We start from the raw sequence: 15,256 nt of genomic DNA, 5'->3' as shown, positions 1-15,256 counted from the left end.
CCTTTCGGTTAGACCCGAGAGCCCATGAACGGGTATTCGTCCACGAGGTACACGGGGTTGATGGTTTCCACGGAGACCCGGTTATCCGGTTCAGCCGTGAGTACTTCGACTTGGCGAAGGCGAGAGAACTTCCAGCCAGCAACCACCGGCCGCTGCCGGTTCAACGCAGTCCGCGAGATACGGGCCAACGCGTTCAGCCCTTCCAGCGACAACGCCACGACCGTGCAGCGCAACGTGAACGCCGTCTGGTCCGGAATGTCATCACTGGACCGGTCGCCGCGCTCACCCGAGGTCTCCTCGCCCCACCCGCCGTGCAGCACCACGTACGGGAAGTCGGAGAGCTGCGGAGGACTGAACAACTTGGCTTCGTGGAGATGCACCCGCGTGCCGGCCGGGAACATGTCCTTGACCCCTTGGAGCACTTCCAGACTCATATCAGCCCCTCCAAGACATCCAGCAAGTACTTCTCGAAGTTCGGAGCTTCATCGGCGAGCGCTTCGGCTGGGTCGCGGACTGTGCCGCCACCGCCGAGCGAGCCGCCGAAGTAGGCGAAGCCTGCCAGACCAGCGGTGTTGGCTCGGGCTTTGTTAGGACCAATCTCCGCGGCAATATTGGTTCGCCCAAAAGCGCCGGAGCTGATCTCCTCGAAGTCGACTGACCGGGCTGCATGGCGGAAGGAGGACGATGCCCGGAAATCCCGCTGCATCGCGTTCTTGACGTTGAGAGCGCCCTTGCGGACCACGCCGCGCACCTTCGGGATGATTCCGTCAGGTACGAGTCCGAGGTCTTGGGATAGCAGGCGCAGCTCGGAATCGTCGAGGCTCACACGCTCACCGCCCTCCATCGTTCTGCCGTGCGGTGGGTGCCCTCGGCCAGCTCAATGAGCTTGGCCTTGGTTCCCGGCCGAGGCAGGTCCAGCTGGGAGCTGGTGATCTCCACAAGGTCTCCTTGCATTGCGCCGGAGCCGATCGGGAGTTTCACCAGGGCGTTGGTGACTGTGAATTCCGTGGCTGCCAGCACGAATTCTGCTGGCTGGGTGGAGTCCACTTCGTACCCGCACTTGCCGGTGTAGATGGTGCCGTAGGTGGCGACCTCGTGCCCCAGTGCGGGGTCGTAGGTGTTGCCAGTAGGCCGCTTAATGGTGCATTCGGCGATCATCAGCATCTTGGCGCGTTCGCGGCCACGGCGTGCCGCGGCTATGGCTCGGCGTTGCACGCTCACAGGCTTCCCACCACCTTGGCGCCGTAGTTTCCGAACCGCTTGGCGAGTCGCTCACGCGTGCGCTGGGGGAGGGACATCTCGGTGATCGCGTCCACGGTGTCTCCGGTGGCGTAGGACTCCTTGTAGTCGTCGATGGCCACCGAGGACAAGCGGCCGTTATCCAGGGCGAACCCGTCCGCGCCTTCCGACGCGTTCAGGAGGCCTGAGATGACCATTCGGCAGACCATGTCCTTGATGTCAGCCGGGAGCGCTGGCAGGCCGTGTGTGTAGTCCACGGTAACGATCTCTGCACCGTCTTCGCCCCAGCCTGACGGCCGGTAGAGTCCGCCGGCGGCCTGCTTCCAGTCGACCACCGGCTGGCCGGCAACAGTGACCGAGTGGATCTCTGTTACCGGCAAGCCTGGCAGCCGAAGGAGGCGAGCACGGCCGGCCAGGAGGGCGACCGTGCTGCGGGTGGAGACGATGGGTGAGCCTGCCGCGTCGACCACCTCGGCCGAGGCCGAGTCGATCAGCACCTGCACGATGGGATCGGCCAAGTTCACATCCGCGGGAAGCGGATATTGTTCCAGATCCGGGACAGTGATCAGTGCCAACAGGCCCACCTCCTACTAGTCGTCGGAACCAGCTGGATCCGCGTCCTTTGGATCAGCAGGTTCCTCGGTGTTTCCGTCCTTTTCCGGATCGGCGGTGGTTTCCTTCTGCCCGACCAGATCGCGGATCTCGGTCTGCTTCAGGCCTTTCAGATCGTCCTCGGAGATGCCGATGGACAGGGCGTATGCTTCCCAGTCCTCGCGGGAGGAGTTCCCGCGTGGCTTCTCCAAGGTGGTGGCCGGGGCAGTGGACGCTACCTCTACCACCGGCTCGGCACCGAACTTGCGTTCCCATGCGGCGTCGATCTGCTCGGCCGAGGCTCCTTCGGGAACTTCCACGATGGTGCCGTTGGCCAGCAGGGACGACGCGACATGTTCACCCAGGTTGGTCATCAACGTCTTGGACTGTCCGATGTATGCGGCCATTGGGCTACACCACCGCTGCGGTCCAGTGGAAGACTGCGTCTGGACGCAGGTTCTTCGCACCGTAGACGTGCAGGCCGCGCAGGCGGTCGCCGAACTTGGACTGAGCGCGCATGGCCTCGGTCTTGTCGATCTGCGAGGCGTAAGCCAGCGCCGAACGGTGGAAGCCAACAACCTGCGGGACTGTCACCTGTGGCAGGTTCTCCGACTCGTAGGTGTCGAAGGTCAGGATCTTGCCATACGAGGCATTGCGCAGGCCCGCGGTGGTAGCCGACTCGTTGGCCTTCATCAGCTTGGAGTCGTTCTCGTCCAGCAGCGCGGCGAACTCCGCGTTGAAGATCAGCACGCGCTCGGAAGCAGGAACCTTGGCCTTCGCCATGGCCTTCTTGATGTCGCGGATGACGTTCCAGGCGGTTGCGCCGTCAGTTGCCGGTGCGGCTGGCGTGACAGCAGTACCCTGGGCGATCAGCAGAGCTGCCAGAGTCTTGTCTGCGTCCTCGACCAGGCCTTCGCCAGCCGACTTCGAGTAGGCGTTCAGCAGGCGAGGCTTCGCCTGTGCCGCGTCGATGTCGTCCACGATGAAGTCGAAGGACTTCTCGTTGTCGATTGGCAGGATGATTCCGGTGTCAGTGACTTCATCAGGGTTAGTTACACGGCCGGCAGCCTTGTAGTCCTTGATGATGATCGGGCTGATGCCGGTGATATGCACCGACGAGCCCTGCTTGGCTTCGCCTTCATACTCGCGGTTGGCAAGACCGGCGAAGATAGCCTTCTGGCGGAATTCTTCCAAGATCTTGGCGGACCAGATCTCGGGGATTGCATTGGTGATTGCCACGGCAATCTCCTTTCAGAGTTAGAGTTTGACCTTGCCCTCGTCGTACGCCTTAGCGATTTCCTCCGAGGACATGTTTTTCAGATCGTCACGGGTGTACTTCTTCGCCACCTTGCGTTTGCCGCGAGCTGAGTCGAATTTGGGACCCGAGCCGCTTTGCACGGCCAGATACGGTTCCCGTTCCAGAAGCTCGTCAATCGCCTGAGCGATCTCGTCTTCGTCTACGTTGCCGTCCTCGTCCACCTCGAAATCTGCGAGGTCGAGCAAACGGATGGCAAGAGCCGGGTTCTGCAGTTTGCCTGCAGCAGCCGACTTGATCTCCGAACGCACAATGCGTTCGTTGGCCTTGTTGAGGATCGCCGCTTCGCGCTGTTCCCGCTGCTGCTGTTCGGCCAGCTGCTCCTCGGACTTTCCCGCGGAGTTCTTGAGCCGTTCCAGCTCGGCCTTGGCTTCGCGTTCAGCCTTCTTGGACGCTTTGACGCGGTCTTTCATGGCGCGCAAGGCCTTCTGGCCCTTATCACCGAGAGCGTCGGTGCCATCAACTTCTTCCTCGTCCTCGTCCGATTCGTCTTCAGATCCGGAATTGTCCTGATCTTCGCCGTCCTCGTCTTCGTCCGAGTCGTTGTCTTCGTCTTCCTCGCCGTCGGCCTGCATGACTGCATCGCCGAAGGTCTGGTAGTGGAAGCCCAGCAGTGCCTCGATCCCACCCGGTGCGGTGAGGTCGATACCGTGAACGGTCTTAGGCATGGGATGATTCCTTTCAGTCGGTCGCATTGCGCGACGCGGCGGTCCACGACCCCGTTGCAGGGTCGAGTGAATAGCTCGGCTTACGGCCACCGAGGTAGCCGACACCGGGCCCACGGACAACACCGTCCGGGTTTTGCCCCAGACCAGTGATGTATCCGTAGTCCTCAAGCATCCGGAGCGCCTGCTCACGGTTGCCCTTGGAACGCTTGTAAATTTCTTCCGGCATCAGACGCACCCTCGTAGCGCGTCGATACCGGCTGCCCGAGCTTTTCTTCTTCTCAAGCAGCTCCGTAGAACCCCAATAGCCACGCTTGGTGGTGCCGTAGTAGGTCGCCAGCGCCCCGCCCTCGGTCGTGTACGCCCCGGACTGGGCATTGACCACCTGGAAGATATCCGCGCCGTCACGGATGGCCTGAGCGGCCGCTGGTTTGAAGTACTTGTCCTGCTCCTCGGGACTCAACGAGTTGAAGTACCGGTACGGATCACTGGTCATTTCACCGGCGAGCGCTTCGCTGACCGGGATATGCCGGCAGTCGCAGCCGGGGTGGCGTTCGAATGCGTCTTGGGCGCGATAGGTTCGGCCGGCGAGGATTGCGCAGCGGCCGCAGGATGGAGGGTTGAGCATGCGGACGTAGTGCATGCGTACTGGCGGGGTTGCCATGGCCACGCCTTCGGCTTGCCTGGAAGCGTCGGCGATCTGCATCTGAGAGCGCAGGAGCAAGTTGTCCAGGCCGATGCCCATGGAGCGGTCGACGGTGTATCCGTGGCCGATGGCGCGGAGTGCTTTGTAGGCGGGGGACGCTATCGAGTCTTCGAGTCCGATGGGCCGGCGTAGCTGGTCGCCCAAGGGATAGGCGATTCCGGCGAATCCTGCGGCCAGTACCTGGTGCTGTGGTGCTGGCGCGTCTTGGGCTTCCATGACTGCTGTTGTGTACTCGATGGAGTCTTCCGCCACGGCTTGCTGGGCTTGGGCCACAATGAGTGTTGCCGCGGCCAGCTTGGCTTGCCATGACTCGATGATGTTGCCTCGGTCGACGGCCACCCACAGACGCGTCAGGTCTCGCAGGGCTCGTGTTTGAACCTGCTTGCCGTAGGCGTAGTGGGCGGCCGCCGCCTCGATTATGGTCTGAGCCATTTACAGGCCTCCTTGACGCATCCTGTCCTCTGCTGCCAAGAACGGGTCCATCTGGAGTTCCTTCTGGCGCATGGCCATGACGCGGGCAACCTGCACCGGGTCGGTGAGGAGCTTCTCGTAGACGTACTCGGTCGGAAACCCTGCAGCCTTGTACTTGGTGCCAACGTCGGCCATCTGCGATTCGGAGCGGTACTGGATGTTGTCCCAGATGATCGTTCCTGCGCGAAGCGCCTCGATGCGGTCGTTGGAAGCGGCGCGGGCCGCGGCCATGAGCCGGAAGGTCTTCTTCACACCTACGGAGGCGTAGAGGATTCGTTCCTTCACCTTGGACACCAGACCGGCTTCGGCGATATTCAGCGATTCAGCCGCGGTGTTGATCATCTTCGCCACCAGGTAGTGCGGTGGGGTTCTGGTCTGGGCCGCGATGTGCTCGACCAGCTGCGAGATGACCTTCGAGAAGGCTTCGAGGTTGGCGGCTGTCCATTCCTCGATGCGTGCGTCCTGCCCAGGCAGGAAGATGATCTTCTCCTTGAGCAGCTCGTCCAGCTCGACATCCTGGTAACCGGCTATCTGGCCTTCCTTGTCCAAGACCGGCACTTGGGGAACGTCCGCATTCACGGCCACGCGGGCAGGCATGGAAGCCTGATCGAGTGCGTTCATCAAGTAGGCCCAGACGAGGTTGATCGCGTCCTGCAGGGCGGCGACACCGGCGATGTCCGACATCGGGTTATCGTCCAGCAGGGTCTTGTTGCGGATCTCGGTCAGCGGCACCTCGCCGAGGTGGTGTTCTGCTGGCTGGTGCTCGTCGTCGCGAGGTTGCCAGCCGCCAGTCGGCGAGATGCGCTCGGTGTTCTCGTAGCGCTGCTTGCCATTATCCCGCTTCATCTTCACGAAGTGGGTCTTCGTGTAGTAGGTGGCGAAGTCGTACTTGTCGTCTTGCCACATGACCAGTCCGTCGCGGTCGATGCCGGTCACAGGATCAGTGTTGACGATTGCCGACTGAGGGTGCTCCCAGGTGACGCTGGGCGCTTTGTCCGGAGGGTCCGCGGGGTGCACGAGCGAGAACGCCCGGCCGCCGGCCATCTGCATGGTGAACGCCTCGGAACTGCCCAGATCCGAGTTTGAACCCAGCCAATCGCGCTGCAGCTGCTCGTCGATCTTCAGATCCTCGCCGTGCGCACGGAACCCGAGAACGCGCATGCGCTCCGCTGCTGCGTCTACCACAGGCATGCACCAGTTATCGCCGAAGCCTGCGAACTGCTTCTTGAAGTACTCGTCGAACTTCTTCGATGCCCAGCGCAGGGTCTCACCCTCGCCCTGGTAGCGGTTCACGTACTTCTCGATCTCCGGTCCGCGGTGCTGAAGTTCCCGCGCCAGCTCGTCGACACGACGGGCCACTGATTCCTGGTCGAAAATATCAACTGTCATTGCGCCCTCCTTCGTGTACTGGAACCTGTTGCGACGAGATTGCGCTTCTGCTCAAGCGAGGTACGGACGATGCCGTCCAGTCCGGTCACTGCAGCCTGGAACCCGTCAATACGAGCCGTTGAAGTGCGCCTGTTCGGCTTCACCGGGCGAATGTTGTCCGCGTCATCGGTCTTGACCTCCACGCGTGACGCCATCCACCGCATGGCCGGGTTATCGTCGTGGCGCATCTCCTTGGCCTTCCACATGCGCTCCATCTCCTTGGAAGCAGGAGACAAGCCGTAGAAGGTCTGGGCGACCGGCACAATATCGATTCCCGACAGCTCGGCATCGAGTTCCTGCACCAGCTGGCCAGCGAACATGCGGTCATAGGAGACGCGCTGCATGTCGAAGTGCTTGCAATCGCCTATAACTGCGGATTTCACGGCGCTGTAGTCGATGACATCCCCCTCGGTGGCTGTCACGTAGCCGCGATCCACCCAGTCACGCAACGGAATCAACAGCTGCTTCTCCAAATCATCGATACGCTCCTCTGGAACCCAGAAGCGCGTGAACAGATCGAACTTCATACCCGGCCGATTGGACTGGGCCCAGACCGTCCACGCGGTGAAGTCGCTCGTTGCGGACAAGTCCAAGCCACCCCAGGCACGCCGGCCACGCAGCGGAGTACGCTTCGCGCCGCCCAGCTCATCCCATCGGTTCAAATCCACCCAGCGCGCCGAACCCGGCGAGCGCAGGTTCAGTGCGAGCTGCAGGAAGGTCTTGAGCGCGGCGGGGGAGCCTTGGGCCTTGGTCGCTTGGTCTCGCATGTAGGCGAGCGTGGGCGACTTTCCAAGGCCGGGGTTTGCTTTGTACCAGGTCTTTTCGGCGTATGGATCGTCTTTTTCTTCGGCGGCCCAGATGACTCCGTAGAACCGTGGATCCTTGATGATGCCGTTGGCGATATTGATCGTGTACGTGTGCTTCTCGTCGTACGGTGTGCCGTCTTCGGCTTCGTCGGCGGTGGTGATGAACAGGATCAAGGGCTGGTCTCGGGCGCCGGTGCCGGTTTCGATTGCTTCGATCAGCTTGCCCTGGTTGCGCAGGGTGTGGATCTCGTCAATGGAAGCTCCGGAGACGTTCAGGCCGTGGGCGGTCTCTGCGACCTTGGACAGGACGCGCAGGATGCCCAGTGTGCGTGGAACGCGGACTACGTCGGTCAATGGCTCGATGCGCTTGCGCGCAGCCGGTGAGGACATCAGCATGGCTTTTGAGTCGTCGAATACTCGGCGTGCCTGGTCCTTGGAACCGGCAGCGTTGTAGACCTCGGCTCCTGCTTCGCCGTCTGCGAGGAGCAGGATGCCGGAGAAGCCTGCAGCGAAGGTCGATTTTCCGTTCTTACGCGGAATTTCTACCCATACTGAGCGGATGACCCGGACTACGCGGTCTATTTCTTCGTCGTGGTACACCCAGCCGAATACTGGTGCGAGTACCCAGACGACCTGCCATGAGTCCAGACCTTCGCCCAGACGCATGCGAACGCCTGCCCAGCGGCCTTTCGTGTGCCGGAAGGAGCCGAGTGCCGTCAAGGCCTTGCGCGCCCGCCCTACGTCGAACCACGCGCCCGGATGCTGGTCTGCTTGGTTGGCGACGGTGAGCGGTTCGCGCTTGAGTGCTTCGATGATCTGGTCATGCTCGACGCCCAGCTCGATCAGCGCGTCATAAGGCACTGGCAGCCGGTCGAAATCGTAGTCGAGCATGCTCCACCTCCATTTCTAGAGGTGCAATCACCCTCCCCAGCGTCTAATCGAACGGATCGTCATCTTCCGAGGTGTCTTCGCGACCAGGAAGCCCGGTTCGCGCAGCCGGCGACAGGCCAAGCTCGCGGACGTAGGTCTTCAGCTGCGTCCGGTACTGGCCGGCAATGGTGGTGTGCGGGTTCTTGCCAGGGCCACGCTGGCCCATGGTGATCAAGCCTTCACGCGACAGCTCATGCTCAGCCCATTCGAGACGGGCCACGCAGATGCACATATCCACGACCAGGGAGAAGTCCACGGCGCCGAGTCCCACGCTGTTGGCGAGCACCGGAACCACCCGATCCCACTCTTCCTTGGCGCGCTTCTTCACAAACCGAGTGCCGTTGATGGCCTGCCGCTTGAGTTGATACGAGACCAACTGCTTCTCATATCGATAGATGCGCTGCTGGAAGTGCTCAATCGACTCGCCGTCTTCCCGTTCGGGCTCTTTCGGCTTCTTCGGGGCCTGTGCCTCGGGCAATTCACGTGACCAGTCCGGTTCGTCGAATTCCACCGGCGGCAAGACCACCGATTCAGGCTGCGGACGGTGCCCCGGATTGCCCTCGCGCACCACAGAAAGCGCCGGTTTCGGCATCGGACCAGGCATAACGGCGACACCCCCTGATCAAAAAGCTCTAACCTGCGGGACTACGGATTTGCCTGCCCGGCGGCTAGTCGTAAATGCCGGAAGGGGGTCACCCCCACCCCCTTTGAGGGGCATCGATCGGCATGAAGTCAAGGGTTACGAGGCGTGTCACTGCTTCGCGTTCCACCCTCCGGGCTGATGCTCGGCGGTTTCACTCTTGTGGCAAGGCGAACACAAACCGCGGCCGTATTTGGGATCGTCAGGGTTCAAGCCCTTGGATATCAATCCCTTTCGGGATACCGGGTAGTGGTCGGCTTCTCGAGATGGTCTCTTCATGCACAAGACGCATATCGGATCACGCGCGAGAACTTCTTCACGGAACCGGCGGTGGCCACGGCTGGTGTACCCACGCCATCGAGACGAGCCCCGGTGTTCTTCGGCTGCCTTCTCATGCTCGGCGCACCGACCACGACTGCCGAAAGCTTGGACCAGCTCGGTGCAACCAGGTTGCGTGCAAGGTTTCTTCGGCGCCGAAGGCAACGCTGCTCACCTCACTGCGCCCGGGTACGACGAAGCCCCGAACCACTGCTGTGATTCGGGGCTATCGCTTGAGCCAGTAAGGCCATTCAATCAGTAAATTTACGCCACTATGTCAAGTCCGTCAAACTCGACCCAGACGGGGAGGCCGAGCACCTCGACGCTGGGGACGAGAAGCCTTCAACATCTTCGACCAGGTATCCCACTGCACCGCATGATGCGCATCAGCTGAGCACCGCACAGTCTTCACACCATCAGACCTCTCGGCAATGAGCAGCTGGCCCTTGCATCCGGGGCGCTTGCAGAACTGATGCGGGATCTCGACGGTTGTCTCGACACCGTACGTCTTGGCCGCGATCTGATCGGCTGCTTCGGCAACCCACCAGTACGCCTGGCGGGTGAAGCTCTTATCCGGAGAGCCTGCGATCTTCAGCATCTGCCACTTGGCCAGCCACTCGGCCAAGCTCGGCGTGGTCTGATCGGCCGGCAACGACAGGCCCGGATGATCATCGACCAGCCGGAGCGCTACCGACCAGATGTTGTCGCGCACGATCATGAGCGCATCCGACACAGAGACGTTCAACGGCAGCGGCGCTTCCGTGCGCTGGGCGTGACGCTCGCTGTCACCACCTCGCGACGGGTGCAATGCGTCCTGGGCTTCATCCCAACGATCGGCAACCAGGTGAAGATCGGCACGCATCCGGTCATCACAGGTAGGGCAGAGATTCAGATCAGTCGATGCAGCCGGTGGCACCTTGTCCTGCTCCGCCACCAGATGAACCACGCACACCCCAGCACCTTCACGAGCGATCGACTGGCAACCCCAGCAACCGCAATCCGCAGCATCCTTATGCTCTGGCAACTGTCGCACCTCCTCGCAGCACTTGAAGAATCCGGCCAGACACCCAATCCGAAGGGCGCCACACCTCAGCCACCTGACCACCCAAGCGGAGATCATTCAGCCACGATTCCTGCGCTGGACTCACTCGGCCGGCCTGGGCCTTCAACTCGGCAAACATCAACTTCTTCGTCCGGCCATGAATCAGCACCAGATCCGGGAAGCCAGGATTCGACCGCCGAGAATCATGGGTGTGGTACTGCTGCGTGTAGCCCAAAGACTTCGCAAGGTTTTGCACATGCGACTGGAACTCCGCTTCACTCCACAAGAGGACAGGGTTCTTGAACGGCTGTTGGTTGTACTTCATTAGTTCTTCCTCCTCCGAGGTCTTCTACGTCTGGAACGGGGCTGAGCATTGCTCGAAGGCTTAGCAGGCAGGCGGGAATCAGCAGGAGAGTGATCTCGCCACCCAGCCCTACCAGACCCAACCCGGCCCGTCCCGACCCGACCCGTCCCGGCAGATCCAGATCCGACACCCTCAGGTTTCTTGATGATCAACTGATTATTTTTTGATTCGGAGTTGATCGGTGACTGCGCGGGGGACGAGCCGGTGGTATCCGTTGCGTCGTCGCCGGCCGGAGTCTCACCCTGGTGGGGAGTCTCTACGGCTTCGCTTTCAAGTGCTGCGATCATTTCCGAGTATTCGATGCCGTGGAGCTCGGTGGCCATGTCCGAGGTGGACAGGCGTTCTTTCTGGGCCGGGGATGCCGTTGCCTCAGAGCGCTCAACCTTGCTTGCTGCCGTCGCATTCTTGCCGGTGGTGGTGGACGAGCCGGAGGTATCCGTTGCTGCGTCGCTTGCCGTTGCATCAGTTGATGCCGGACCAATCACTGGGGTTGATGCCGGAGCTGGTTCGGGAGCGTGGAGCTCTACACGTTCAGTCGAGACCTTGACCAGGATTCCCGCCTTGTCGCGCAGCCATGCGGCCGCGTCGGCAGTGAAGTACGGGGAGCGTGGTGCCGGTCTGAGTTCCTTATCCCAGAAGCCACCATCCTTTCTGCTTGAGTTGCAGGACGTGCAAGCAACCACGAGACGCTCGATCGGCGTCGGGTCGCTGTTGTCCAGGTCCTTCGGATCAAGGTGGTCAATGGTGCCGGCCTTGATCGACTTACGGTCATTGCCGAAGGTGACCAAGCGGCCACACCACCGGCATTCGGAGCCATCACGCTTGATGATGGCGCCCTTCTTGGCAAGGTCGTACGTGTCCGCACGGCGGTTCTTCTCCCGCTCCTTGTCCGACTTGAGGATCATGTGGAAGAGGTCTTCCTCTTCCACGAGCTTGAGTACCCGGCGCATACTGCCGTTCTCCTCAATCTCCTTCTCCTCGAAGATCCCGCAAGACAGTGCTGCCTTGAGAAGTTCCTTGTAGCGGCTGAGACCGGCCATCTGCTTGGCCGTGCCAATCTCAACGATGTAATCGCGGTCAAATGCGGCCGATTGCGTGGCGCACCTGTTCACCCATCCGTACATCTCGTTGAGCAGACGGTCGTCAGCCTCGTCCATCTCCAAGACGCGCAATACCAACGGGTGATTCGCCGATACGTCCGACTGCTTCAACCACGACATTGGCGATCCTGTTCATGTTCTTGGGCTTCGGCAGTTTCCGGGCCTGAGCCCTGGCTACGGCGAGCGCGTCATTTGGGTGCTTGGAGTCTGCGAGGGCGTTGCCGCGTTGGAGGGTGATCCAGCGGCGGGTGTGCGGGTTCCGGCAGACGTAGATCTTGTCGGTGTCGTCGGTGAGGGCTCTTATGAGCATCATTGGTGGGCCTCGATTCTGATTACCTGCTCGGGGTCGCTGCGGTGCTTGATTTGGATGCCGTTCCAGGTGAGCTCTACGACGGTGGCGTGGAGCTGGTGGGTGAGGTAGGTGATGCGCCCGTAGAGCTGCGGCTCTCCGGGGGCATTCACGACGGCGTGCAGGCCGATGTGCTTGGCGCCGAGTTCCCCGGTTTGGATCTCGTCCATGTCGCGGAGCGGGTCGAGGCGGGGCACTGGGCCATCGTTCCTGGGTCGCTTTGGCTTCGCTGGCTCAGTCACGCTGTGCCTCCTGATCTGTACATCACACGGGCGGGGAATACTGGTGTAGCTGGGCGTCCTTCATCGTCCATCCAATGAACTGCCGGGCCCCCTGTGCGCCACACATTCCAGAGGTGTCGGCCCGTTTTGTCTTCAATCAGGGTCCCAACATGCAGCTCGGTATCGCTGTTCACTTCCGGCAGCGTGGCGGCGAGATAAGCGGACAATGCGACTTTGGCCATCTCGTCGCGCCACTGCTCCTTGGTTCTGTCATCGTTTTCATCCCACGGAAGTTCGGGGTTCCACCACTCCCACAGTGCTTTAGCTGCTGCTTCGAGCGCTTCGGGGTTGATCGGGTGCTGATTAGTCATTCGGCACACCAGCCAGAGCTCGGTCGATAGCGTTCACGACACCTGCGATGTTCAATCCGGTATTCATCGGGTCGTATGAAGCATCGCACCACGTTCTGCGGAGTTCACGCACCCGGTGGATAGCGTTGTTCGCCTTGAAAAGTTCGGAGTGTTCCCGCGAGCTCCGGTGTGCCCAGCGCTTGTTTGCATCAAGCGCAGCACCCAGATTTTGCTCGGCTTTGCGCTTGGACTCTCCGAGTTCCTGCAGGCCTTCCCAGACTGCGGACCAGTCGCCGTCTCCGTCCTCGTCAATGAGGTGGTGCAGTCCGGTCGCGTCGAGGGCGGCCTGGCACTGCTGTGTGATGATGCGGTCCAGGGTTTCGATTGCGTTCTGCTTGCGCTGGATGGTCTCTCCGGCTTTGCCGGCGTGGCTGATGATGTTCAGGACGGTGTTCTTGTCCAGTACGGATCCGGTTTCTACCAGTGCGCGGTACCGTTTCAGGTCGTCGATGGTAATTTCTCTGGTCATGGTTGTACCTCTGGTTTCTTCATGCGGCCGGTGATCGTGATCTTGTCGGATGGTTCCAACACGTGCGTTTCTGTGCCGACGAGGGCGGTGACGTGCTTCTTGGAGTCCGTGGTTTCTTCGCCGGTGAGGTAGCCGTGGAGGACGCCGCGCAGGGTGCCTTCAGTACCTGGGAAGCTGATCGTCTTGCCCAGATCGGTGCCGTTGAGGCGGCGGGCTTCGATGACCGTGCTCATGGCTGCAGCTCCTTCTTCAGGTCCTTGATCTTGTCAGGCTGGAATCCGAACCAACCCTTGATATCTTCGGTGTCGCGGTCCAGCACCAGGACGTAGGGCATGGTCGCTGATTCGCCCAGCTGCTTGGCGATGCGCCTCAGCTCGTCGATGGACTCCTTATCAGACGGATTCACGACGATCTCCTGGAACGGGATCTCGGCCTTGTTCAGTGCGCGTATGGTGGCCGTGCACTGCCCGCAGGATCCGGGCTTCGTGTACAGGGTGACTAGCTTGCTCATGCTGCTGGTCCTTTCACAGCTTCGAGCGTGCTCGCCGCTCTTCTCATTTGGTTGATCAGCCGGGTGACGGCCACGGCGCCCTCTGGGGTGAGCTTGAGGGTGTGCATGACTTCTCCTCGGAACCGAGGCGCGTCGTGCGCGAGGACTGCGTGGAAGTAGTTCTTCTTGTCCGCCATGGCGCTGTACCGGTAGATCGACTTCTTGCGCTGCTCCTTCTCCGACCAGCGCGAGGACTCCTGCTTGTAAATCCACTTGCGTTCCAGGAGGATCGCGCGCAGCTCGTTCTCGCCGATCTTCAGATCTGATGCCAACGTGCGGATCGTGATCAGATCCTCGTCGGCCACGAACGTGTCCACGTAGTCGACCTTCGGCGCGTCCTGCTGCACCTTCGACTCCAGCGCCTTGACCCGCGCACTGGTGATCTGCAGCGCCTGGGCCACGATGTCGTCCTCGGTCATCGGCGAGCGCTGGTAGCTGCCGGTTTTGCGGATGGAGGGGAGTACTTCGTGTGTGAGCCAGCGTTTGAAGGCTTTGGCTTCTGGTTTGCGGGAGCGGAGGACGAGTGAGTACATGCCGGCTTCGGTCACGCAGGTCATTTGCTGGTTGCCACCAAGGGTGTCGGTAGTAACGACGCCCTTTTCGTCGTCGTCCAGTGTGGCTACCGCGTCTCGTGCGTTGCGGATGTCGAGTACTGCGCATAGGTCGTTGGCGATGAAGTGGGGTTCGCCGTTGATCAGCACTGTGCGCACTTCTTCTTCTTGGTAAATCCAGCTCTGCATGGTGGCCATGGATTACTCCTTACAAAGTGGGTGGTTTGTTAATTTCTTGACAAGGTTTTAGCTGGTGGCTGGGTCTGGGGCCGGCGTGGTCGTGTTGCCGCGGAATATGATCACGCCTTTCGCGGCCTTGAGTGCTGCTACGGCTGCTGCTTCGGCGAGTGCGGCTTCGTTGTCCGGCCGGCCGGTGCTCCGCTGGCGCAGCGCGTATGCCAGGGCGGGCAGCCGGCGGTTCCAGCCGTCGCGGGCTTCAATGAGCTTCACGTCGAGGTCGGAGCCCTCCTCTGCGCGGATGGGCATCAGCAGACCGATGAAGGACTCTCCGCAGGTGATCAGCATCCGGGTTCGCGTGGCCGTTGGCTCGATCGCCAGCGGTTCCTTGTAGGCTGCGGCCGCGTGCGCGAAGAGCTGCAGGAGCTTGCCGTTGGCCAGGATGCGGGAAGGCACCTGCTTGGCAGCGGATACGGCCTCTTCGAACAGCCGTGGCAGGTTCGGGAATACCTCTGAAGTGTTTCCGTTGGGCACGATGTACGTCTTGCCGGGGAACAGGCCGGAGATGTCGGTGAAGATCAGTTCCTTGGTGGAGATCTTGATCTGCAGGGAATCTCCTATTTCGTCCTCGGGCTGGTTTTTCGATGCCTTGAACACTTGGAGGAGTTCCTTGACCACGGTCGGGTCGAGGTCGAAGGAGTCCTCTTCCGGGTCTCCGGTGAGCCCATCAGCTTCCCAGACGCTGACGATGGCCAGGGCAGCCGACGCGGTGTTGGTTGCCTGCACGTAGACGTTCTGGTCATCGGCCATGAAGTGCACGACGTCCAGCCCGGTGGCCGCATCGTTGTGGACGTGCGGTTGCACTGCGATCAGCGCGTGGCGCAGATCCGCGGTGTTCACTGTCAAGATCATGG

General features: G+C 61.3%; 22 protein-coding genes. All 22 read right to left on the bottom strand.

Going from position 1 to position 15,256, the window contains the following annotated elements:
* Window positions 1–8 precede the first annotated feature (8 nt).
* Window positions 9–434 (bottom strand): hypothetical protein, encoded by a 426-nt coding sequence (locus tag ANI01nite_RS09660; RefSeq protein ID WP_141357678.1) that lies wholly within the window; start codon window positions 432–434, stop codon window positions 9–11.
* Window positions 431–826: a hypothetical protein gene (locus tag ANI01nite_RS09655; protein WP_141357676.1), complete on the bottom strand. Its 396-nt coding sequence runs from the start codon at window positions 824–826 to the stop codon at window positions 431–433. The genes ANI01nite_RS09660 and ANI01nite_RS09655 overlap by 4 nt, the downstream gene beginning before the upstream one ends.
* A complete protein-coding gene (locus ANI01nite_RS09650; RefSeq protein WP_141357674.1) occupies window positions 823–1,221 on the bottom strand; it encodes a DUF6093 family protein in 399 nt (132 codons plus the stop codon). The genes ANI01nite_RS09655 and ANI01nite_RS09650 overlap by 4 nt, the downstream gene beginning before the upstream one ends.
* A complete protein-coding gene (locus ANI01nite_RS09645; protein ID WP_141357672.1) occupies window positions 1,218–1,814 on the bottom strand; it encodes a hypothetical protein in 597 nt (198 codons plus the stop codon). The genes ANI01nite_RS09650 and ANI01nite_RS09645 overlap by 4 nt, the downstream gene beginning before the upstream one ends.
* A 15-nt stretch (window positions 1,815–1,829) precedes the next feature.
* Complete coding sequence (locus ANI01nite_RS09640) at window positions 1,830–2,237, bottom strand: hypothetical protein (RefSeq protein ID WP_141357670.1); 408 nt, start codon at window positions 2,235–2,237, stop codon at window positions 1,830–1,832.
* 4 nt (window positions 2,238–2,241) lie between these two features.
* Window positions 2,242–3,069 (bottom strand): phage major capsid protein, encoded by an 828-nt coding sequence (locus ANI01nite_RS09635; protein ID WP_141357668.1) that lies wholly within the window; start codon window positions 3,067–3,069, stop codon window positions 2,242–2,244.
* Between the two features lie 18 nt (window positions 3,070–3,087).
* On the bottom strand, window positions 3,088–3,813 hold the full coding sequence (locus ANI01nite_RS09630; protein WP_141357666.1) for a hypothetical protein: 726 nt from the start codon (window positions 3,811–3,813) through the stop codon (window positions 3,088–3,090).
* A gap of 13 nt (window positions 3,814–3,826) precedes the next feature.
* Window positions 3,827–4,948 (bottom strand): hypothetical protein, encoded by a 1,122-nt coding sequence (locus ANI01nite_RS09625; protein ID WP_141357664.1) that lies wholly within the window; start codon window positions 4,946–4,948, stop codon window positions 3,827–3,829.
* Window positions 4,949–6,376 (bottom strand): phage portal protein, encoded by a 1,428-nt coding sequence (locus ANI01nite_RS09620; RefSeq protein ID WP_141357662.1) that lies wholly within the window; start codon window positions 6,374–6,376, stop codon window positions 4,949–4,951. It abuts the gene before it with no gap.
* Entirely contained in the window at window positions 6,373–8,112 is a 1,740-nt protein-coding gene (locus ANI01nite_RS09615) for a terminase large subunit (protein WP_141357660.1), read from the bottom strand. The genes ANI01nite_RS09620 and ANI01nite_RS09615 overlap by 4 nt, the downstream gene beginning before the upstream one ends.
* A gap of 43 nt (window positions 8,113–8,155) precedes the next feature.
* Window positions 8,156–8,743, bottom strand: a complete 588-nt coding sequence (locus tag ANI01nite_RS09610) for a phage terminase small subunit P27 family (protein ID WP_141357658.1) — start codon at window positions 8,741–8,743, stop codon at window positions 8,156–8,158.
* Between the two features lie 652 nt (window positions 8,744–9,395).
* Window positions 9,396–10,055, bottom strand: a complete 660-nt coding sequence (locus ANI01nite_RS09605) for a hypothetical protein (RefSeq protein ID WP_141357656.1) — start codon at window positions 10,053–10,055, stop codon at window positions 9,396–9,398.
* Between the two features lie 64 nt (window positions 10,056–10,119).
* On the bottom strand, window positions 10,120–10,476 hold the full coding sequence (locus ANI01nite_RS09600; protein WP_141357654.1) for a VRR-NUC domain-containing protein: 357 nt from the start codon (window positions 10,474–10,476) through the stop codon (window positions 10,120–10,122).
* Window positions 10,476–11,672 carry a hypothetical protein gene (locus tag ANI01nite_RS09595; protein ID WP_141357652.1) on the bottom strand — a complete coding sequence of 399 codons (1,197 nt, stop codon included), beginning with the start codon at window positions 11,670–11,672 and terminating at the stop codon, window positions 10,476–10,478. Before ANI01nite_RS09595 ends, ANI01nite_RS09600 begins: the two co-directional genes overlap by 1 nt.
* On the bottom strand, window positions 11,659–11,928 hold the full coding sequence (locus tag ANI01nite_RS09590) for a hypothetical protein (protein ID WP_141357651.1): 270 nt from the start codon (window positions 11,926–11,928) through the stop codon (window positions 11,659–11,661). Before ANI01nite_RS09590 ends, ANI01nite_RS09595 begins: the two co-directional genes overlap by 14 nt.
* Window positions 11,925–12,206 (bottom strand): hypothetical protein, encoded by a 282-nt coding sequence (locus tag ANI01nite_RS09585; RefSeq protein WP_141357649.1) that lies wholly within the window; start codon window positions 12,204–12,206, stop codon window positions 11,925–11,927. The genes ANI01nite_RS09590 and ANI01nite_RS09585 overlap by 4 nt, the downstream gene beginning before the upstream one ends.
* Window positions 12,203–12,556: a hypothetical protein gene (locus ANI01nite_RS09580; RefSeq protein WP_141357647.1), complete on the bottom strand. Its 354-nt coding sequence runs from the start codon at window positions 12,554–12,556 to the stop codon at window positions 12,203–12,205. The genes ANI01nite_RS09585 and ANI01nite_RS09580 overlap by 4 nt, the downstream gene beginning before the upstream one ends.
* Window positions 12,549–13,064 (bottom strand): hypothetical protein, encoded by a 516-nt coding sequence (locus ANI01nite_RS09575; protein ID WP_141357644.1) that lies wholly within the window; start codon window positions 13,062–13,064, stop codon window positions 12,549–12,551. The genes ANI01nite_RS09580 and ANI01nite_RS09575 overlap by 8 nt, the downstream gene beginning before the upstream one ends.
* On the bottom strand, window positions 13,061–13,297 hold the full coding sequence (locus ANI01nite_RS09570) for a hypothetical protein (protein ID WP_141357643.1): 237 nt from the start codon (window positions 13,295–13,297) through the stop codon (window positions 13,061–13,063). The genes ANI01nite_RS09575 and ANI01nite_RS09570 overlap by 4 nt, the downstream gene beginning before the upstream one ends.
* Window positions 13,294–13,575, bottom strand: coding sequence for a glutaredoxin family protein (locus ANI01nite_RS09565; RefSeq protein WP_141357641.1), 282 nt, complete (start codon window positions 13,573–13,575; stop codon window positions 13,294–13,296). Before ANI01nite_RS09565 ends, ANI01nite_RS09570 begins: the two co-directional genes overlap by 4 nt.
* On the bottom strand, window positions 13,572–14,363 hold the full coding sequence (locus ANI01nite_RS09560) for a BRO family protein (RefSeq protein ID WP_141357639.1): 792 nt from the start codon (window positions 14,361–14,363) through the stop codon (window positions 13,572–13,574). The genes ANI01nite_RS09565 and ANI01nite_RS09560 overlap by 4 nt, the downstream gene beginning before the upstream one ends.
* 48 nt (window positions 14,364–14,411) lie before the next feature.
* Complete coding sequence (locus ANI01nite_RS09555; protein WP_141357637.1) at window positions 14,412–15,254, bottom strand: hypothetical protein; 843 nt, start codon at window positions 15,252–15,254, stop codon at window positions 14,412–14,414.
* Window positions 15,255–15,256 lie beyond the last annotated feature (2 nt).

Origin of the sequence: Glutamicibacter nicotianae (assembly GCF_006539525.1) — a bacterium.
GTDB lineage: Bacteria > Actinomycetota > Actinomycetes > Actinomycetales > Micrococcaceae > Glutamicibacter > Glutamicibacter nicotianae.
Note: the sequence above shows the minus strand (reverse complement) of the source record. Positions and strands in the feature narration are given on the sequence as shown.